The sequence below is a fragment of the Lawsonibacter sp. LCP25S3_E2 genome (assembly GCF_052117285.1).
Lineage (GTDB): Bacteria > Bacillota > Clostridia > Oscillospirales > Oscillospiraceae > Lawsonibacter.
The window spans coordinates 21,108-41,787 of the sequence record NZ_JBQKJL010000024.1; the positions used below are offsets into that span (position 1 = coordinate 21,108).

Genomic DNA, 20,680 nt, shown 5'->3' on the forward strand with positions numbered 1-20,680 from the left:
CATGGCATACCAAAAAGTCCCCAGACCGTCCACGGTCTATCATTTGACGCAAAAAGGCAATCTTGACAGCATTCTGGACGACGGTGTGATCCGCCGCTTCAACGATACCGAATGTTGGTTCTGTGAGAGCCTCGACAAAATGAAAGCGTATATGGGGCAGACGGTTCTCTGTGAGGGCAAGCCCTATTACGCCGTAGGCGGTCAGCTCTGCCGCTATCCCAAATTCGTGCCGGAGGACTATGTGCTGCTCAAACTCACCCCTCGTGGCTATGAAGATAACTGGTACCGCTGGAATCAGGAGATCCCTCCCGGCAGTTCCAGAGAACTGATGCAGGCAGCAAAAGAATTCTCCATGCTGAAAATCGGCTACCGCGGCGATATGACGTTCCGCAGCGCGGAGGTCATCGATGTGGCACTGTTTCTTACGGATGGGATCGTGCAGGGAAATCCGGTGCAGACCACATCGGAACTGCGGGAGCTCCTGTTTGAACACGTCGAGCGCGAGCAGAGAGAATACACAGATTCTCTCCACCGCATGACGCAGGGACAGCTCATCGCTAACGCCGGAGAGATCGAGGCGAATCGTTTTTGCTATAATGCCTTGCTGACCATGCGTTTAGACCGTGAACAGTTGAAAGTGCTGGCGGCTATGGATGACCCGCTGGAGGTGGTGCGCAGCGCATGGGCCTCGGCGCAGGAGGTGGGACAGGAGGAAGAATTCTCTCATACGCTGTTTGAAATCTGTGAGCAGACGGTGCAAGAACAGACGATGTGGATGAAATAGGAACGGAGGAATATGCCGACTATGAAAAAAGAAAATGTTACGATCACATTCGAGAGCGAGCAGCTTGCCGCTCTCGAATTTTCGCTCAAAAAGAAAAACACCAGCGTGCAGGCGCAACTGGAGGAACTGCTCAAATGTCTCTACGAATCCGAGGTGCCGGAGCCGGTGAGGGAGTATCTGGACAGCCGTGCGGCGCCCGCTGCTCGTCCCCGCCGTCCGTCAAGACCGGCAAAGCCGCAGCCGCGGGAGGAGCCTCCCTCCGCGTTGGCGCAGCCTGTCGGCGAAAGGGCTGGTGGTTGAGATGGCACAGCAGGAAAAAATCGTGCTGTGGATCGACCGGCGCTGGTTGACCGCTATCGAAAAGCGCCTCAACGGTCAGACGCTGCAGGAGCACATGGAAGATGTGCTGGATGAAATTTGCAACCAGCTTCCAGAACGTGAGTATAAACGCATCAGTGCCGAGATCTACGCAGAGGATGCCGCGCGGCGCACGGAGGAAGAAGCGGCCCGCACCTACGCCGCCTACCATGTGGTAGAAAACGGACAGGAGTGGTACTTCAAGACCACGCCCGGTGAGGAGCTGCTGGATGCCTCGGAAAAGCTGCGCGGCTATGTCACCGCAGAGAAAGGCACTGTGCCGGATCTGTTCATCAAGCTGTTTGCGGACGGGCGACCCATCACGGCGGAGGAGTACAACGCGCTCACCGCCCTTCGCATGGAGAACACCGGCAAGGTGCGCGGCGTGTTTGATCTCAACTTCGACAAGCGGGAGTTCTCCGCCGTTCACATCATGGACGGTTGGCAGACCTGGGCGATGCGGGATGTATCCGTGGCGGTGTACCATGCCACACAGTCGCAATTCGCGTCGAGCGATGATAAGTGGCGCAAGCTGCTGGATCATCTGAGCGGTAAAGAGATCACCTCGGTGGGACATCTTTCCGCACGAAATTTCTCTTTCGGTGATGAGATCATCGAATCGGACGGCAAGCTCAATTTTTATGTACAGACGGAGTTCGATGTAGATGCTGCCTTCGGTACATTCGTCCTCACGGACAAAAACGATGACTGGCTCAACATCTATGCCAACTACGACATCGCGGAGGATAGACCCTGCGACACACTGGAGCTGACGCTCTGCAAGGGTGACGGCTCCGAGGAGAGCTGGAGCTATCAGCTCAACGCCGCAGAGCAGGATGTCCTGCTGCGCAAGATGGGGGAATACTGTCAACAGCAGACCGGCATGAGTCTCCACGACTACGCGCAGCAATTCCGCGAGGAACCGGAACAGCAGCAGGGGCCGGTGATGAAGCTGTAGGTACAAACGCAGGCACAGCAAGGCTGAAGCACTCACGGCTGCGGAAACAACAGCGTCCAGGCTGCGCGTGCCTGCGGGCCCGCGGCGCCGCCGAACTGCGTCAACCCGCCCTTGGCGGGCAGCCGCAGTTTGGCGGCTGTTATTCTGCTCCCGCGGTTTTTCTCCGTCCCGAATTTGAAAGCGTTTTGCGCAGATTTTTGTGCTTTCAAATGTGCCGCGCAGGGCGGCTCCCCGTTTCCCCGCACCGTTCGCCCTGTGTGCCGCTGTGTGCGCGTTTAAGGGCTGGGGTGGAGTGTGTACCCGCCAAAGCCCATTGAAGCGAGTGTTGCGGCGTTTGTGGGCGATGTGCGAAAAATCCGTGTGGATACGGCTTCGACGATGGAGAAATGAGCCTTTGGTGATGGTGTTTTTCCTCCCGACCATGCCCTGTTCCAGAGGTTTTTGCCCCTTATTTACCCGTTCGATAGTGGAACAAGATAAAGGGCCGCAGTCGCAAGCGCCCGCGGCCCGCCCACAAAGCCCCGCAGTGCGGGGCTTTTTCGCGCTTTCCAAAGCGCAGTCTATTTCAGCACATTTCAGAAAAACCGCAGTCTGGTTTCCAAAAAGGCACGGTGTTTCCGGCACTCGCGCCCCTTTTGACCGACGGCAAGGAAAGGAGAACACCGATGGAAGAAAAAGTGAAAAAGAAAACGACATTCTGGCTCCCGCCCGACATGATCGACCGCATGGACAGCTGGCTGAAAGCTGATAACTGCCGCAGCCGCAATGAATTCGTAGAAAAGGCCCTGCGGTTCTACATGGGCTATCTCGGCACAGAGGACAACACCGCCTACATCTCCCAAGCCATCCTCACCGCCATTCAGGGTACGCTGGACGACAACAACAACCGTCTGCGGACGATCCTCTTCAAGTGCGCGGTGGAGCTGAATATGCTCTGCCACACCATCGCCGCGCACTTCCGTACCGATCCCATCCACACGCGGGAGCTGCGGGCCTACGCGGTGGATGAGGTGAAGCGCACCAATGGTCAGGTGAGTTTTGAAAGCGCGGTGCGGAGCCAGCGGCGCATAGAGCCGGATGACGCATGGCCCGGATCGTACTGATCTCGCCCTACCTCAAGGGCGGACAGAATGCCGCGAAGCTGGCGCAGCGCACCCGCTACGTCGCCACCCGTCCCGGCGTGGAGCTGCTGGCGGATGAGCGCAGTACACTCCCCGCCACAAAAAAGCAGCAGGAATTCATCGCACGGCTGCTGAAGTCCTTCCCCTCCTGCTGGGAGCTCATTGAGTATGAGGAGTATCTGGATCATCCCACCCAAGGCAATGCCTCCGCATTCATCCAGCAGGTGCAGGAAGACTACATGGAGGCGCTGGATCAAAAGGAAAATTTCATCGACTACATCTCCCACCGTCCCGGTGTTCAAAAGGACGGCGAGCATGGTCTGTGGGACGCTCATGGCAAGGTGAGAAATCTCGCGCAGGCGGTACGGGAGGTGGCGGAGCACACCGGAAATGTATGGACACCGGTGGTGGCGCTGCGCCGTGAGGACGCAGAGCGGCTGGGCTATGACAACGCGGAAAACTGGCAGGCTCTGGTGAATGCCTCCGTCTGTGACATCGCCGCGGCATATAAGATCCAGCCGAACAACCTGCGCTGGTATGCCGCCTTCCACCGAAAGCCGAATCAGGTGCATATCCACATAATCATCTTCTCCGCAGATTCAAAGGAGGGCTACCTCACCAAAGAGGGTATCCGGGAAATGAAATCCGTCTTCGCCAGGCGGATCTACCACGCGGATCGGATGCACATCTACCAGCAAAAGGATACCGCGCGGCAGGAGCTACAGGTGCAGACCCGCAGGGCCATGGTAGAGTGCATCGTGCAGCTGGAGCATGGCGTAGTGGATAACCCACGGCTGGAGCAGCTTACCGCAGAACTGGCGAATCGTCTGCTGACGATCAAGGGCCGAAAGGTCTACGGCTACCTGCCGCCAAGGGTCAAGACCATCGTGGATGCCATCGTGGAGGAGCTGGCGAAGGACGAGCAGGTGTCCGCCGCCTACGAAACGTGGCAGGCGCTCTACGAGCAGGTGTGCCTGGACTACGATCAGCGGCCGCGCAAGCGTCTGCCGCTCTCCCAGCAAAAGGAGTTCCGGAGCGTCCGCAATATGGTCATTCAGGAAACACTGCAATGGATAGCAGAGCGGCAGCGGTACGCGGATGTGCGGAGAACACCTTCCGCGCAGGAAGGACCTATCATCAAAAAGGATGCCGCAGAAGCCGCGCCAAAGAACTCTGAGGTCACGGCATCTCTCGCGTCGGCGCAGCCCAAATCTGACCGGGCGGCGAGTGCCGCACCAGAAGATTCCACCTCCGCTGATGCTGCCGCTTCTGACGGCACCACGCCGCCTGCGGTTGAAGATGCACCGGCTTTTTCTCAGCAGTCAGTTCACCCTGATCAGCAAAAAGAGAGCGCACCGGCAGGAGCAGATTATCGTGCCCCCACGGTGGGCGAAACCGTTGTGCGGATGCTGCATCACATGAGCAGAATTTTTGAGGACAACAGCAAGATCGACCAGATCCACCGCGGCTTGCAGATCGACCGCAAGCGCCGACAGGAATTGCAGCGCAAGCGTCTGGCGATGGGACACAAGCCGGACGATCATGAAGAGCAGACATTCAGATAGCACAAAGCAGAATTTTGAAAGGAAACCTCATGAGCAAATTTATCTATTTCACGCCGGAGGAAAAAGCACGGGCGCAGAACACGGATCTCGTGTCTCTGCTGCGCGCCCAGGGGGAACGACCCGTGCGCTCCGGCCGGGAGTTCCGCGCTCCCAATGACCCCAGCATCACCGTGCGGGGCAACAAATGGTTTGACCACTCTGCGCGCGTCGGCGGCTACGCCGTCAGCTTCGTCCAGCGCTATTACCGCCTCCCTTATCCGGAGGCGGTTTTGCTTTTGCTGGGCAGGAAGAACAGAAAAACATATGAACAGGCAAAGCCTGTGAATGAAGTTCCAAAGGCTTTCGCGCTGCCGGAGCCTTACGGAACCATGCGGCGTATGTATGCCTACCTCATGCGTCAGCGCCACATTGACCGCGAGGTTATTTCCGCCTTCGTACATGAAAAGCTGCTCTACGAGGACAAGCATCACAACTGTGTTTTCGTGGGGCTGGATGACAGCGGTGAGGCCAAGCACGCGCACATCCGCAGTACCAACAGCGAGGGACAGGTGTTCCGCATGAACATTGAGGGCAGCACAAGTGAGCACTGCTTCCACAAAAGCGGGACCGACAAGTCCCTCTATGTGTTCGAGGCTCCTATCGACCTTCTGTCCCACATTACCCTCTATCCCTACGGCTGGCAGGAGCACAGCTACGTTGCCTGCTGCGGGCTCTCCATCCAGCCGGTGCTGGAGCGGCTGCGGCAGAATCCGAAGCTGGACATGGTGTACCTGTGCCTCGACAACGATGACGCGGGCAACGATGCCTGCGACCGTATGACGGATACGCTGGAGGACATGGGCTTGGATGTGGAGCGTCTCTGCCCGGTGCGCAAGGACTGGAATGACGATCTCTGCGCCAAATTCGAGAGGAAGGAGAAAGACGCATGAACGAAAACGTATGGCCCTTGATTCTGCTTGGCGGCGGACTGCTGGCATTCTTGCTCGTAGTATCCTTCCTCTCCAAGAATTATTCTCTCAACAACTTCAAGAACAAAACTGTTGGTGACGGTCAGCACGGCACGGCGCGTTGGGCAACGCCCAAGGAGATCCACACGACCTATCATGTGGTCCCGTTCCGTCCCCGCCGCTGGCGCAAGGGAGAGGAGCTTCCCACGGTACAGGGCATCATTCTCGGCAGCATGGGCGGCAGAAAGCGCAGAGCCAAAAGAGGTGTGATTTCGCAAACCACTCACAAGCTGCTGGAGAGGCTCCGCCGTCCTACAGCAGGGAAAAAAGAAAAGCGAAAGCCGAAGAAAAAGAAGTCGGCGATTTCCAAAATCAAAAATGTGATGGAAGATCAGCGGGATGTCCGCGCGCTGGTGGACAGCGATGATATCCATTGCCTTATGATCGGTGCTTCCGGCGTGGGCAAAACCGCGTATTTTTTATACGCAAATTTGGAGTATGCCAGCGCCAGCGGTATGAGCTATCTGGCGCTGGATACCAAGGGAGACTTGGCGCGCAACTACGGTGCCATCGCCTCCCGGTATTACGGCTACAAGGTATCCGTCATTGACCTGCGCAACCCAACCCGCTCGGACGGCTTCAATTTCCTGACGCTGATGAATCACTACATGGATATTGCGCGCAAGCATCCGGAGAACCTCGCTGCCCGAGCGCGCGCAGAGAAATACGCCAAGATCCTCGCCAAGACCATTATCAACCCGGACGGCGACGCTGCACAATACGGTGAGAATGCTTTCTTCTATGACAGTGCAGAAGGTTTGCTGACTGCCATTGTGCTTCTGCTGGCGGAGTTCGCACCACCAAAGGACGGAGAGCCGGAAAAGCGGCACATCGTTTCCGCCTTCAAGCTGGTGCAGGACCTGCTGGCGGTGCCGAAGTCAAGAGGCAAGAATGGCTTTCAGCTGCTCATGGATGAATTGCCACCGGAGCATAAGGCCCGGTGGCTGGCAGGCGCAGCCCTCACCAGTGCGGATCAATCTATGGCTTCGGTCATGTCCACCGTCATGTCCCGCCTCAACGCCTTTCTGGATACGGAGTTGGAACAGGTCATCTGCTACGACAGCCCCATCAACGCCGAGATGTTTGCCTCGGAGAAGTGCGCCATCTTTCTGATTTTACCGGAAGAAGATCCGGCAAAGAATTTCATCGCGGCGCTCATGATCCAAAACCTGTCCCGCGAATTGTTCTCCGTGGCGGATGAAACCGGCGGCAGGCTCAAAAACCGTGTGGTGCTGTTTTGCGATGAACTTGGTACCATGCCGCCCTTTGACATTCTGCCCCTATTCAGCGCGGGACGCTCCCGTAGGCTGACGCTGGTACCCATTATCCAGAGCCTTGCCCAACTGGAGAAGAACTATGGTAAAGAAGGTGCGGAAATTATATGTGACAATTGCCAGGACACCATCTTTGGCGGCTTTTCGCCCCAGAGCAAAACAGCCGACGCACTCTCCGCCGCCCTCGGCAGCAGGACCGTGCTGTCCGGCTCTGTCAGTCAGGGAAAGGAGAGCAGCCAGTCCTTGCAGATGATAGAGCGCCCTCTCATGACGCCAGATGAACTGAAATCCATCCCCAAGGGCGAATTTGTGGTGATGAAAACGGGAACTCATCCCATGCGCACCAAACTACGCCTCTTTCTGGATTGGGGCATCACCTTCGATCCCGATGGTTACCGGATGCCGGAGCGGGCAGCCCGAAAGATCGCCTACATAGACCAGGGCGAACTCGTTCGCAGCATCCATCGGAGCTGCACAAAGAATCCCTATAACATGGAGGGAAGCAGATGAGCCAATTCAACTTTATCTACGCCGAGGAGCATCTGAGCCACCGGGAGAAGGCGGTCTATATCTACCTTCGGGATCGGGCGGACGCCTCTGGTGTCTGCTGGCCGGGGATCAAAACCATTGCCCGTGAATTGGGACTTTCGCCGCGGACGGTCCAGCGGGCCTTGGCAGATCTTGAGTGCAGGCAGCTCATCGAGAAGCGGAACCGCCGCCGCTCAAACGGCAGCCTCACCAGCAATTTATACCGGCTGACAAAGCATAAAACGTCACAGCCTCCCGCCAAGGGGGGACTGTGACCTTTTGCGAAATTTCTGTCTATAGGGTGGCGTCATCATGGCGCATCCAGAAGAACCTACTCTACCGGAGGATATACCAGTACAGAGAAAGAACAAGAATAATAGAACTGCTTGAAGGCATCCTTGTACGAAAGAAAGAGGACACTTGGTGGTGTCCTCTTTCTCTATGCTTGGCTCTCAAGACTCCTAAAATCAGGAATTCTTAGTAGGCATCAGCACCGCTATGTTTCATATTGCTTCCAGTCCCTTGCAGGTGTGAGTGCCGTCCACTTTTCACTGCCGTCAGCACGCTTCATGAAATCGTGACTGTTTGTCGCCTCCTGAATATCCAGATAATACCATGCGGCGGTATCCATATTGTCGGGCCACACGATCATGTCAGCAAGAAGATCGTCCTTCGATGCAGGGACGCGGCGCAGCACACGGTTGATGATTACCATGGCCTCTGCGCGGGTGATTTTCCGCTCGGGTCGGAAGGTACCATCCGGGAATCCACGAACCCAGTCCTGTTCCGCCGCACGGTAGATCTCGTTCTCTGCCCAATGGCCGGATATATCAGAGAATTTCTTGTCACCATGGTACTCACTGTTACTGAATCGGGCTGCCATGGCAGAAAACTCTGCTCTCGTGATGAGGGCATTGCAATCAAACACGTTATTTTTTCTTCCATACACAACGCCAAGGTTATAAAGCGTAGAAATCGCGGTATTGCACCAGTCCGACTCAGAAATATCCTCAAATGGATTCCAGGTACACAGATAGAGATTTCGCGTATCATCATTGAGGAGGCGGAAGAAGAGTGTTGCAGCCTCACCTCGGGTAAGTTCTCTCTCCGGATGGACCTTCCCGTCCTCAAAACCGATGATGTATGCGAAATGGTCCCGATCATTCAATAAGCCTCTATGCGGTGACTGAGCATCCGATCTGTCCGAACCGCCGACGCCATCCTCCTGCACAGTGAATATCCAGTTCAGAATACCTGTATGGTCAGCCACTTCATTCCCTACACTTGTAGGAACCGAGAGCGACACATCCAGTCTAACGGAGTCCGCACGAGAGAACGTGCCAAGCAGCGTGTTGCGGCTGAGACTGTTCATTCCGGTCTGGCGGTCGATCAATATTCCGTTTCGGCTAATGCCGAGCACCAACGGCTCCAGTGCCGCCCGGTCACCTTCCTCCGGCTCGGCGCGAAGATAGGCCCGTACCGTGTGATCGATGTTTTTAAGTTCAAATCGAATGTCTGTCGTTCGGTCGTCTCCGGGCATCAGATCCTGGAAATCGGCAAACAGTCCGCTTGCATCCGTGTTCCGATAGGAAAAGGTGTGCGTACTGCCATCATAGATCACGGTGGGGCGAAGGCTGTCTGCAACTGCAACGCTGACGAGTGTAGCTATAGCGAGTGTTGCTGTTGCCGCGATCATCAATAGCCGTTTTTTCATGGCGTCGGCACCTCCTTCGGAGTCAAAGCACCATCAGAGTTCACGGTCGCACCCCAAAGCTCCTGCACAGCGTCAGAAGGTTCGGCCTGCACAGCCTGCGTCAGAATGTCTACACACAAGTGGACAACGGTCGGCCCTTTCCCTTCAGGAGCACAGGACTTAATCAACACAGGGGAGGAAGCTCCTGCTTTTACGGGATGCGGATAGTACCAGTAGCCATCATCGCCCTGTATCCAGCCGCTGCCCATGGTAAGTGTGTAATTCGTTCCAGCTTCCGGAATGGCCGGCAGGATATTTCCATTGTCGTCCTTCCAACTGATCACGAGCGCAGCACGCAGATAGGACGGGATATCCCCGGTGTTTTTTACGGTCACGTTCGTCTTACTGTTTTTATCAAAGGTCTCGTCTATCTTGAGACTGCTTGAAGCGACAGAAAAGAGGTTGACCGTCTTGTCGTTCGCCTGCATAAAGGCGATCGTCCCATGGATCGCCACGGGAAGAAGCACCAACAGCACACAGATCAAACCAAGTGTGCGAAGCCGATGCGTTTTGTTCCTTTGCGGCTTTTTCAGCAGCCGTTTTCCTTGATATGCCATTGGCAGCCTCCTTTCCGTCGGTTGTTAGTTGAACAGATTTTCCTTATGGGTCGATGCCCACAGCCAGCCCTTCAAGCCCGCTTTCTGCGTATTGGTGCAGATCACCTTTGCCGCAGCAGAGCCGATTTGGGACACCTTGACCGATGCATTGTTATCTGAACTTTCCACGTTACCGTAGCAGACCTGATATGCCGGTGTGTTGCTGCGATATGCCCAATTCAGATCCTCCGTGACGCTGTAGATGCCTGCCGGGAGCAGAAGTGTGACCGAGCCTGACGCGGAAGAGCTGTCCTTCGATGCCTCACATGTGACGCTAACGGTCTTTTTTACGCCGGTGCCTTGGACGGTAAAGAGGAAGGTCTGCCCCACAAGGTCTGCTCCTCCGGTTTTTTCAATGGTCAGCGAAGCAGCGTTAAAGTAGAAGGTAGCGTTACCCTCGATGTCGGTGGGCTTCGTGTCGATAGCTACGGCCTCCGAATTGCTGTCTGGATAGAGCGTAACCGGAACGTCTTTCTGATTGTCGCTGCCGGGGGCTTCGGAACTACCCGAGTCTGTCCACTTGTTCTTCTCCACATGGACCGTCAGCGACGGTTGGCTATAGGCAGTCTCACTGTCGAAATATGCCTTGACGCTGTTCCCTTCGGACGTAAAAGATCCACTGACGATTAGCTTATCGTAGGGCTGGCCTGTGCTGTCCTTGGCAGAAAGTGTCCAGACGATGGGATAGAGGTGCATTTCACGCGCACCGACAGCTGCGCTTCCTTCAATACAGCCGGCGATAATCTGCTTTTCACAGAAGTCCGCGAAGGGAGTCTGACTGCCGTCTGACTTGACCCATACCCAAGTGTCAAAGGTCTGTGCCTGAGTCATTTTTTCGTGGATGGCATAGAAGGGGGAGGAGTTGTAGAGCACCTTTGTTTTCTTTTCACTGCCGTCTTCATTCTTGATCGGATTGCCGTCCGCATCCGTCAGTGTCTGTTCTGTGACAAAAGCATGGTCATCGTTTTCGTAGACATACTCGGTTTCCAGCACATCGCCGGTCAGGTCATGGTAAATGACTTTATACACCTTGATATAGCGGGCGGTATAAACCGTTGTCTCATAAGGCTTATCGCCGGTAAGATGATAGGTGCTGTCCTTGGATACCAGTCTCTCGTTCGTATACTGTGCATCATCGGCCAAGCTACCGGAAGGGATTTCTTTGTACCAGCCGTAGAACTTATATCCCTCCACCTCAGTTGCAACAACCTTGGTTTGGAGACTGTCAGCCGCATTGCGGTCTACCTTACGGATGGTGTTCAGGTCAACACCTTTCTCAGTCAACTCTGCGTCAATGTTGGAATTGACCTGCACCCGGATGTTGATATACACCGGCCACAGCTCCATGGCATGGCTCACCGAGGTTCCGTCGCCTACAAAATGATAGATGTCGTCCATCTTGTCGTAGGTAACGGTTTCATCCGCTTCCGCAACATAAGTGAGGTACAGTCCATTCTCCGGCGTTTGCTCTGTCCAGCCGATGAAAATGTAATCGTCCAGTGCGGAGTTCGAGTCCTGTATCGTGGGCAGAGGCGTGTTGCGGATGTGGTCGTACTGGTTGTAGAGCTGCGTCACCATATCTGCCGTTCCGTTTTGGTGGAAGATAACCACATAGGGCTGATAATAGGCCGTGAACAGATAGCTGTGACCCGGCTCAATTGGGGTGTATGTATACTCGCCGGTGTTCACATCTCCTGTTGTCAGGTCGATTTCCTCGCCGCCGTCTACAGAAACGGTCATACGCAGCAGCTTATAGGGTTCACTACTGCCAGGGATCGTTGTGGTTATGTCGGCCTGCACCGTGACCGTCCGTATGTTACTGTTGTCTGGGTCGGCAGCAGTTGTGTAGGTCGGATTAGCCGGTACTGTGATGCTGCCGCCCTGCGCGTCAGAGAGGTTTGTGGTGGTCCGGATCAGACCCAAGGGAACATAGACAGGGTACAGCTCCATGGTGTGCTCCACAAGGGCGTCGGACTTGAGCGTATATGCCTTTGCCTTATCGATGGTGGAGGAAATGTACTGCGGCTTGCCTTCCGCGCTCTCTCCGTTAGAGAGGTCGAAGGCGTAAGCACGCTCATAGTTCTGCATCCGTGCAGGCTCCGCCCAGCCAATGAAGAGGTAGCCGTCAGCTTGGGCTTCTTCCGCTGTGGCATAAGTGCCCATCTCCGCCTTGGTGCTGGTGTAATTGGTGGGGTCCTTACTCATCTCGTTGCCGTCGCCACTGTAGACATTGTTGGCCGTACCGAACACGGGAGACTGGTAGCGGCGCGTCATGGTGACGGGCTTGTCCTCCGTCAGGTAGGGGAAGTCAGCCGTAGAGACTGTGGCGTGTTCGATGAGCGCACCGCCAGCAGTATGGAAATTGACGTCCGCCGTGTTATGGGCGATGTAGTAATGGGTGTAGTTGATACCTTCGCCAGCAGCGCCAACTTCTGTATTCGTTACCCACGTAGCGGTTGCGGGACTTGTGAAGGTCAGTGTTCCGGACGTTGTCTTTTGAGAATCGGCATAGTTCACATTCATCGGGGCATAGTCGGTTGCGATGCCGTACATATTCCAGAATGCAAAATTATATCCGTTCAGCAACTGTGCGGATACCGTTCGCTTATCATCACCGTTAACCGCAGTTTGTTCCACCGTTGCAGAGTAAGGAAAATCGGTGTAGACATAAGCGCCTCGTTGGGCATAGATATCCGGATTTTTCCAAACACCAGAAAGCTCCAGCGGGGCTGATACCTTTTCCGTAGTAGAATACTTCAGCGCTCTCTCTTGATTTAGCAGTTTTACTGTGTAATCACTAAAGTGCGTTTGTTGATGGTATACCGTCAGCTTTCCGTTCGCATCAAAACGGATATTTTCCGCAGTCCAAAAGCCAAACTTCCACTGATAGTCAGAATGTGCGGAGGGCGCATTTTGATACACAGTTTCGTTGATATAGGCGCTTTCCCATTCCGAGGTGAAAAGCTGTGTCTCATAAGGCACATACACCTCATTGATCTTCTTGGAAAACGTGAAGCCAAAGTCATGAGACGCAAGCACATATGACACCTTTTGCGGCAGCCAGAACTGCACACGATACTCAAACCGTGCGGTGTAGGTGTGCTTCCCCTGACTGAGATCCACGCCCTTGAGCGTGTATTCCTGCTCCTGGCTGATGCGCACCTGATTGCCGTTTCCGTCATCGGTGTACCAGCCGAGGAAGCGATAGCCCTCGGGGAAGGGAGTCAGGCTCCCATTGGTGCTGCCCACGCCGCCGACATGGATGGTGGCGGTGTTGTTCTCATCCATGGTCACCCAGGTCAGGCCAACACCCTCTCTCCTGGACGGATCATCCACGTTATCCTGCTCATGGCCCTCGTGGATCGTCACGGCGTTGGAGATCAGGTCCGCATAGACTGGGTACAGGTCCATCGGCTTTTCTATGGGATCACCGGTCTGGTAGAAACTCCCGTTGAGTCGGAGCTGCGTCAGCTCCGTATCCGTGATTGAGCTGTAACCGCCGCCTGCTTCCGAGCTTTTATCTGTTGTCCAGCCGATGAGCTTTGCGGTCTCGCTCGCAGGACGCACTGCGGGTGTGACGGCAGGCAGCGGCGCTTCGAACGTATACCAGTCCTTGCTGCGGTCATCACTGGCTGCGCCGCTGGTCTTATCGATGGCGCTGCCAGCAATGTCATGGAAGCGCACAAGCGCCTCCATGTGTGCCAGAAACAGGTCATTGTCTACGCACTCGGCCTTGGAATAGACGGCTTCCGACGAGACAGGCGTTTTTCCTTCCATTAATCCAGCAAAGTATTCGTGTCCCTCCGGGGCGGAGAAAGCCGTCACATCGGGAATACGATACCACTCCACAAAGCGGAAATTGGCATTTACTGCGGCAGACAGATCCACCATATAGCCCGTTGTCGTGGGCTTGAAGCCCTGCACGGCAAAGTCATAGGCATCGTCCGTGGTCACAGTGGTATTCACGAGATCTGTGACACCGATGGTAACGCTGCCTGCGTTGGGGAAATCAAACCCCGCTGCCACACTCTGTCCATGAACAGGAATTCCTAATTCGTAATCCATGACCCACTTGTTGGTATGGTTTTCGTTGTAGCTGGAGGAGCGTGTAACCGTACCTGTGAAGTCATAGTCATGTCCCGCCCAAAAGCTGCGGTCAGCATATAGCGTATCATCCTTGGGTCCGTATTCCTCCGTGGAGGTACTGTTTCCCATCACATTCATAGTGGTTTCGGGGCTGGCGCTGGGGCGGAAATAGCTGCCCGTCACCGTGCCGCCCTCGTAACGCTGAGAGATACCGGAAACGTTTATGTTCTTCTGAATGATGGGAATGACAAGAATGGCGTTATACTGCTTGCTCGTGGCGTTGCCCGCATAGTGGCAGCGCGTGATCTCGCAGTCCTTCCCATAAACCGCGGCAGAAATACCGCCGACATAGCCCACGTTGCCCGCTCCAACGGACACATAGGTGGCGCAGTAGGTATACAGACTGGCAGTAGAGAAGCTGTCAATGATTTTTGTTTTGGTCTTAATCTGACCGGTGATACCACCTGCATAGACTGAGTTGCCGCCCAGCGCGCCCACTGCCACATCATAGGAGTTCTTCACGGACGACCCGTTGATGACCCGACAGTATTCAATGGTCGTTTCTTCGGCACTGCCTACCAATGCACCCATATACAGACCCTTGCCGCCCAGTGCCTGAATTGCACCGGTAGCCGCAGTATGGACACGGGTCGCATTGACCTCGCAGTTATAAAGAGTGCAGTTCTCCGCCCGACCGATAATACTGCCCGCAATTACGCCGCCATCGGTGATTAGAGTCAGCGCATTGTCGGCGCAGTCCACACTCAGATCACTTTTCTGGATGGTCACATTTTCCACACGAGTATTTTTGGCGTGGCCGATCAGGATACCGCCCAACAGGTCAGCATACAAATGGGCATTGTCAATGGTAAGATTTTTGATGGTAGCTCCATCCGTATGGGCAAACAGAGCTGTGTCCACCTCCGCTACGATTCCCGTCTTAAAGGTCAAGCCGGAAATGGTGTGTCCTTGTCCATCGAAAGTTCCCTTGAAATAGCAGTTGTGGTTGCCGAAGTACAGCGGTTTGTTCTCCAGCGTAGCCAGATTCTCCTCGGTAATTGTGATGTCATTCATCAGCAGGAAAGTTATTCCTTCGCAATTGACATTCTGGCTCATTGCCGCATAGTCGCGGAGGTTCTCAAAGTCTCTGATTTCATAGGTCCATCCCTCTGCTACGGCAATCTGAGTCACTGCGGGTACCAATCCTATCAAAAGAACTACCGCCAGCAGCAGGGACAGAATACGATTATGCAGCTTCACGGCGTGACACCTCCTTCGTCGGAGGGCCAGCCCAGCGCTTGCCGGACCGTATCTCCGTTGTGTTCGCTCTGCACGGCCTCAGCCTGAATGTTCAGCGTGAGCCGACAGTCGGAGAGCGCTGCAAGTTTTGTATGGTCAAACATGATCTTCGTCATGAGATTTGTCGTTTCTTCATCTCGGGTGAGCGCGGCGTGGTCATAGTAATACCAGCCTTCGTCCTCGACCCAATCGGTGGTGTTGATATCAAAGGAATAGAAGTTTTCGGGAATGACGACAGTGTTTCCGGCCTTGTCTTCTGCGGTGAGCGTCAGTGCGAGACGCACATAGACCGGGTGCTTGCCGATGTTTTTCAGCCGCACGATGCGGCTATATTCGTCCGTATTGATGCGGACGGGGACGTTTTCCGCATAGGGAACCTCCGTTCCGCCGGAGAGGGTATTTTCGATGATCTCCATCTTCACGCTGCCGTAGGAGACAACATTCTTCACGCGCGTGCTGCGCGTGGTATAGGTCAGGACCGAGGAAACTGCGGACAGAAGCAGTACGAGCAGCAAAAGCGCCAAAACCAGATTCCGTTTCCGCAATTTCCTCAGTCCTCTCATTGGTTAGTAAATGATGCTCGCGTTAGTGCGCTGTGGTGGATTTAGGCACCAAGAGTGCCAACCCATGTCTGGGCATTACCATCGAGCGTAGCGGTATCGATCGGAGTGCCGTTGTCCTTCGCCTGATGGATGTAGGCATTGACGACCATATCCTTCTCGGTCAAATCAGTCGTATTGACATCGGCGTTGGTTGTTACGGTATCAAAAATAGCAGATGTCGTCCATGCATCAGCGTCTGTGGTGGGTTCGAGCATCGTGTCATACTTGAACAGGCCGCCGGTATAATACTCAGTTCCTCCCACGGTGACCTTCTTATAGTCTACTCCTGCCGTGCCGACCGGACTCCAGCCGCTGTTGAGCGTGAAGTAAACAGCATCTACATCAGTGGCAACGAGTTTGTTCTGAATGTAGACATAGACATAGGCGGCTTCGCTGCCCTTACCGATGCCGACCTTCGGGTCCTTGATGGTGGAGCTGTCGGGAACGAGCTTATGACCGTCCGTGTTAGCGTCCCAGTTCTTTTCGTAAATATAATTGGTAAGCTTTGTACCGGGATGATCCGGATCTTCCGGCATTTCAAAGCTGCCGACCGTAAAGGTGTTGGTCACGCTACTGCTCGCCGTCATGTACGCGATGGTGCCGAGGACAGCCGTCAGAACAAGAACGACTGCAAGGCACAGGGATAATAGGGTTCTGGTTTGTGCTTTCATTTTCTTTTCTCCTTATCTTTTTTTATTTTGGTCGATTGTAAAATGAAGTTGGACACCTAAGAAAAAATCCATAGTGATTTTCCCCACATGGTAGAATGAAGTTTGCACACAACTTCTTCCAAGGGAGGGCAATCACTATGGACTGCCAAGATTATATCACAGAATCGGTAGAACGCAAGAAGGGACAGCACCTACAGCGAGAGGAACGAGGCGCAATCCAGCATCTCAAGAACGCAGGCTACACGAACAGAGCCATTGCCAGAGCGATCGGATGTTCACCAACCACCGTTGGGAACGAGCTAATGCGCGGCACACCGCCCCGAAAGAGCAGCAAGGGCAGGAAGCCCGGATACTCGGCAAGACGCGGAGAAGCGGCCTACAAAGCGAACAGAAAGCGTTCTCGGAAACCACACCGAATCTGTCACTGTATTCGCTTCATTCGCTGGATAATTGAACAGGTCAAAGAACACAAGTGGTCTTTGGATGCCTGCGTCGGCTATGCCCGTCTGCATGGGCTGTTTCCAGCAGATGAGATGGTCTGCACCCGCACTCTTTACAATGAGGTCTGGGCAGGCAACCTTGACTTGTCTGTGACAGAACTGCCCGAAGCCATGAAACGCAAGCAGCACAAGGATTCCAAGCCCCGTGAACACAAGAATATCTTCGGCACGGACATCTCCCAGAGACCTGAGATCGCGGCTCTGCGCATCGAGGAGGGACATTGGGAAGGTGACACTGTCGTGGGCAAGAGGGCCGGTAAAGAGGCTGTTGTCCTCTCCCTGTTGGAGAAGAAAACGGAGAACTATATTGCCATCCGGATTCCCGGCAAGGATGCAGACTCCGTTCTGAACGCCATGCAGTTACTCAGGGAAGAATTCGGAGACAAGTTCTCACAGGTCTTCAAGACCATTACCGTGGACAACGGCTCGGAGTTCTCTGCGTTCAGTCAGGTCGAGAACTGGGGCTGTGCAGTCTACTTTGCACATCCCTATACTTCGTGGGAACGTCCCCAAAACGAACGCCACAACGGGCTGTTCCGAGCCTTCGTGCCCAAGGGTGCCTCCATTGAATCCTTCTCTCCAGAGTACATCTTGTCTGCTGCTGATGAGCTGAACGGACGCCCTCGCAAGAAGCTTGGCTACCGCACCCCGGAGGAACTGTTTGACGAGTTCCTCGACTCTGTTTACGCAGCCTCCGGCTGCGGCAGCATCGCCCAGGATGGAAGCCAGCGGCTTCCATCCTGACCGACGCTCTGATTAACTAAGTTCTACCGTGCAGGTGTCCAGCTTGCACTTGCAATTTGCGCTTTTTTTATTTTATTGGCTCATCCGAAGATGGTATGCCCGTGTTTTGCGGTTCCGCCGCATCCTGACGCAGCAGACGCTTCGGCTCGTGGCGGCCCTTGCGCGCTCTGCGCGACGCCTTTTCGCCCGCGGCCGGCGCGGTGAGCACCGAGACCAGCGCGATCAGCGCCACGATGAACACCACGATGCACAGACCCAGCGGCTGCTTGAGCGCCCCGTACACCAGGCCGAGCTTCGGCACGCACAGCGTCGGAACACCGATGAGATCGTCGAAGGGAACAGGGGAGGCATCCTGCTGGATGTTGCCCTCCGCGTCCTTGTTGTCCACGCCCTGTGTGCGGAAGGTGCGCTCATCCTCATTGATCTGCCAGACCTGATGCGTGGCGATGGTGTCCCCGCCGAGATGGAAAGTAATGGCGTCGCCCACCTGCACCTCTTCCGGCGCGACTTCTTTCACATAGATGATGGAATTGACCGGATAGATCGACTGCATACTGCCGGAGGTGACGATAAACGGTGTATATCCGAAGAATCTGGTCCCTACAAAGCTAAACGCCAACACAAGCGCCGCTAAGAGGAGAATATCTACGATCAGATTCCACAGCTTCAATATCCACTTCACAATGTTTCTCCTTTGCTTTTTGGAAAGATATCAATTGCCTGTCCATGCAGATCGGTGACAGAGACTATTGGTGCATCGGGATATCCCGATGCACCAAGGGGTACCCCTTGGTGAAATGGTCTTATGCCATAGTCCGATCTTTATTCTCTTTCATGCACGGGCAAAAGCATAAGACATACAAAAAGAGCCATTTCCCTGACAGTACACAGGCGAACGCGCTCTTAAATCGTTTATATTGCCCAGAGAAGTTCTTCAAAGAGCATCCTTCCCCTACGCATTCCTGACGGAAACACGATGTGAGACAGCACCTTCATTTTGAGATATTCCCTTCCGCAAACAAGTTTGCTTTCAATTTTACACGATGGATAAGCAAAAATCAAGACCGCAACATTCCTTTTATGGAACATTTTACACGTGTCAGAAAATTAACAAAATCTTAACAATGTACAGTTGCAAAGAAAATGGAAATCCAGTATACTCACCCATTGGATTGTTGTTTATCAGTGCATCATTATGCAACAGAAACAACACCATAACACGAACTATGCGGCAGACGCCAAGAAGCCTGCCGCATGGTATTATGCAGTCTATCAAGGCATCGCCTGATCAGCCATGCTTTGATAGGTTTCACTATAGGCAAAAGTAGTGTTTGACATGAAAAAGAGCGTATATGTTCTTTGAACGGTTTGCGCCAAGCACCGAGAGCGCAGATGATAAAAAATAGTAGAATTTTTCTCTCTGCCGCAAGATGATTTTAGGTCGGTTGAGGGATTAGAAAACGCCGGAAACCCGCATAAACTCTATGTTTTTGCGGGTTCTCGGCGTTTCTTTTATCGCCTGTATTAGTGGTGCTTTTTCGGTAAATGGTGCCCAAATGGTGCCCAAATCCCACGCGGGGCTATAAAACGATATAAGAAGCGGTAAAGAGATACAGCGGTTAAAGCTCTAAATCGCTGCTCTTTTTCTTTGCCGCGCTCTTTGCTTTCTTCGGCTCGGCTTTCTCTGCCTTTGCCGGGTCAGCCTGTTTGACCGCCCCATGATAAGCGTCTAAGACTTCTTTCTTGCGTTCAAGCCGCACGTCCACATAACGGGCGGTAACAGCTTCAAAGTTCATAGACAGTCCAAGCGATACGCCGATACCCGCAAGCGTATGTCCTAACACTTCGCCTACGGTGTAGAAGTCGCCTGTCAGTTGGTGCATATTCGTAGCCGCCGTATGGCGTAAATCGTGAAAGCGGATATGCGGCATATCCAAATCTTCAAGCAGTTTTCCAAACTGGGAAGATACCCACGACGCGGAGATAGGGGAACCGTCCGGCTTCGCTACAACAAGGTCATTGTCATAGTATGGCTTTCCGTCTTTTTCTGCCTGTTCGCGCTGCGCTTCCTGCATAGCAAACTGTTTGAGGAAGAACGGGCGGGCAAGCTCTGTGATAGGCAGCTTTCGCCCGTTGGATTTCGGCGGTGCCATTTCCTCAATGACTTTTGTTTTCGGCGGCACCTTAAAGGGTAGCTGCTCGGAAACGTCAAAGGTGTTGTTTTCCAAATCCACATTACGCCAGCGCAAGCCCAGGATTTCAGAACGGCGCATACCGTAAAGCCCGCCTAAGATAACGGGCATTTCCCAAACGGTACCCTCGACGCGCTGCATAAGGGCTTTTACCTGTTCCGGCGTATAAGGGTCGGGGGTCTTGTCACTCTTTCCAAACTTCGTAAGCGTGTCCTTTGCTGCGTTTGTTTCGATATAGCGGTATTTCCGGGCATGGCTCAACGCCACGCTCAAAACACGCTTTGCCCCGGCTGCGGTGGACGGTTTCAAGCCTTTGTCAATAATCTGCTGAAACATTTTGTCTACCATAGCGGGGGTATTCTGCTTCTTCGGCTATGAGGTCTTGTATGACTTCGCCAAAGTCTGCCGTAAAGGAAAAAATGAAGTATTCCAAAACGGCGGGGTCTGCGTCCATAGGCTCGGCTTCCTCGGAAAAGGGCAAGCCCATAAGCCCATAGAGCATTTTTATGATTTTGAACAGCTTCCCCCGGTCGGCCAATGTCAGTAAGTTAAGCTGACAAATCCTCCTACCCTCAGAAATGAGAGGGTAGGAGGATTTTTTTCGTAATAATTCAAAACAGGGCTTGACAAAAGCATCATTTCG

General features: G+C 54.1%; 17 protein-coding genes. 9 read left to right on the top strand and 8 right to left on the bottom strand.

Translation table 11 applies throughout. The features are described 5' to 3' along the window. Nucleotide 1 precedes the first annotated feature (1 nt). The 8 genes from ACTQ3R_RS14945 (at nucleotide 2) to ACTQ3R_RS14980 (ending at nucleotide 7,869) form a co-directional block, all read left to right on the top strand. Nucleotides 2–784, top strand: a complete 783-nt coding sequence (locus tag ACTQ3R_RS14945) for a hypothetical protein (protein ID WP_441780020.1) — start codon at nucleotides 2–4, stop codon at nucleotides 782–784. 21 nt (nucleotides 785–805) lie between these two features. Next, nucleotides 806–1,084: a DUF6103 family protein gene (locus tag ACTQ3R_RS14950; RefSeq protein ID WP_441780019.1), complete on the top strand. Its 279-nt coding sequence runs from the start codon at nucleotides 806–808 to the stop codon at nucleotides 1,082–1,084. Nucleotide 1,085: 1 nt separating this feature from the next. After that, the gene (locus ACTQ3R_RS14955; protein ID WP_441780018.1) at nucleotides 1,086–2,099 is read left to right on the top strand and encodes a hypothetical protein; all 1,014 of its coding nucleotides are present in this window, start codon (nucleotides 1,086–1,088) and stop codon (nucleotides 2,097–2,099) included. A 665-nt stretch (nucleotides 2,100–2,764) separates the two neighbouring features. Beyond that, entirely contained in the window at nucleotides 2,765–3,202 is a 438-nt protein-coding gene (locus tag ACTQ3R_RS14960) for a ribbon-helix-helix domain-containing protein (RefSeq protein WP_331904480.1), read from the top strand. Beyond that, a complete protein-coding gene (gene mobP3, locus ACTQ3R_RS14965) occupies nucleotides 3,184–4,785 on the top strand; it encodes a MobP3 family relaxase (RefSeq protein ID WP_441780017.1) in 1,602 nt (533 codons plus the stop codon). The genes ACTQ3R_RS14960 and mobP3 overlap by 19 nt, the downstream gene beginning before the upstream one ends. Nucleotides 4,786–4,814: 29 nt before the next feature. Then, nucleotides 4,815–5,714 (top strand): DUF3991 domain-containing protein, encoded by a 900-nt coding sequence (locus ACTQ3R_RS14970; RefSeq protein WP_441780016.1) that lies wholly within the window; start codon nucleotides 4,815–4,817, stop codon nucleotides 5,712–5,714. Next, nucleotides 5,711–7,576 carry a type IV secretory system conjugative DNA transfer family protein gene (locus tag ACTQ3R_RS14975; RefSeq protein WP_441780015.1) on the top strand — a complete coding sequence of 622 codons (1,866 nt, stop codon included), beginning with the start codon at nucleotides 5,711–5,713 and terminating at the stop codon, nucleotides 7,574–7,576. The genes ACTQ3R_RS14970 and ACTQ3R_RS14975 overlap by 4 nt, the downstream gene beginning before the upstream one ends. Further along, entirely contained in the window at nucleotides 7,573–7,869 is a 297-nt protein-coding gene (locus ACTQ3R_RS14980) for a helix-turn-helix domain-containing protein (RefSeq protein WP_441780014.1), read from the top strand. The genes ACTQ3R_RS14975 and ACTQ3R_RS14980 overlap by 4 nt, the downstream gene beginning before the upstream one ends. Before the next feature lie 221 nt (nucleotides 7,870–8,090). Here the strand turns inward: ACTQ3R_RS14980 and ACTQ3R_RS14985 are convergent, their stop codons facing one another. Genes ACTQ3R_RS14985 through ACTQ3R_RS15005 form a run of 5 tightly spaced genes read right to left on the bottom strand, consistent with a single transcriptional unit; the run spans nucleotide 8,091 to nucleotide 16,601 of the window. Further along, a complete protein-coding gene (locus ACTQ3R_RS14985; protein ID WP_441780013.1) occupies nucleotides 8,091–9,308 on the bottom strand; it encodes an S-layer homology domain-containing protein in 1,218 nt (405 codons plus the stop codon). Then, nucleotides 9,305–9,904, bottom strand: a complete 600-nt coding sequence (locus ACTQ3R_RS14990; RefSeq protein WP_441780012.1) for a hypothetical protein — start codon at nucleotides 9,902–9,904, stop codon at nucleotides 9,305–9,307. The genes ACTQ3R_RS14985 and ACTQ3R_RS14990 overlap by 4 nt, the downstream gene beginning before the upstream one ends. Before the next feature lie 24 nt (nucleotides 9,905–9,928). Then, nucleotides 9,929–15,289 carry a hypothetical protein gene (locus ACTQ3R_RS14995; RefSeq protein ID WP_441780011.1) on the bottom strand — a complete coding sequence of 1,787 codons (5,361 nt, stop codon included), beginning with the start codon at nucleotides 15,287–15,289 and terminating at the stop codon, nucleotides 9,929–9,931. Then, nucleotides 15,286–15,873, bottom strand: a complete 588-nt coding sequence (locus ACTQ3R_RS15000; protein ID WP_441780010.1) for a hypothetical protein — start codon at nucleotides 15,871–15,873, stop codon at nucleotides 15,286–15,288. Before ACTQ3R_RS15000 ends, ACTQ3R_RS14995 begins: the two co-directional genes overlap by 4 nt. A gap of 59 nt (nucleotides 15,874–15,932) precedes the next feature. Further along, nucleotides 15,933–16,601 carry a SipW-dependent-type signal peptide-containing protein gene (locus tag ACTQ3R_RS15005; protein ID WP_441780009.1) on the bottom strand — a complete coding sequence of 223 codons (669 nt, stop codon included), beginning with the start codon at nucleotides 16,599–16,601 and terminating at the stop codon, nucleotides 15,933–15,935. A 137-nt stretch (nucleotides 16,602–16,738) separates the two neighbouring features. On the opposite strand from ACTQ3R_RS15005, the gene ACTQ3R_RS15010 reads away from it, so the two are divergent. Next, the gene (locus tag ACTQ3R_RS15010; RefSeq protein WP_441792681.1) at nucleotides 16,739–17,845 is read left to right on the top strand and encodes an IS30 family transposase; all 1,107 of its coding nucleotides are present in this window, start codon (nucleotides 16,739–16,741) and stop codon (nucleotides 17,843–17,845) included. Nucleotides 17,846–17,912: 67 nt separating this feature from the next. Here ACTQ3R_RS15010 and ACTQ3R_RS15015 read toward each other — a convergent pair whose 3' ends face one another. The 3 genes from ACTQ3R_RS15015 to ACTQ3R_RS15025 form a co-directional block, all read right to left on the bottom strand. After that, complete coding sequence (locus ACTQ3R_RS15015; RefSeq protein ID WP_441780007.1) at nucleotides 17,913–18,527, bottom strand: signal peptidase I; 615 nt, start codon at nucleotides 18,525–18,527, stop codon at nucleotides 17,913–17,915. 937 nt (nucleotides 18,528–19,464) lie between these two features. After that, on the bottom strand, nucleotides 19,465–20,385 hold the full coding sequence (locus ACTQ3R_RS15020; RefSeq protein ID WP_441780006.1) for a site-specific integrase: 921 nt from the start codon (nucleotides 20,383–20,385) through the stop codon (nucleotides 19,465–19,467). Beyond that, on the bottom strand, nucleotides 20,354–20,680 hold a 327-nt coding region (locus ACTQ3R_RS15025; protein ID WP_441780005.1), incomplete at its 5' end, for a hypothetical protein. The genes ACTQ3R_RS15025 and ACTQ3R_RS15020, both read right to left, overlap by 32 nt.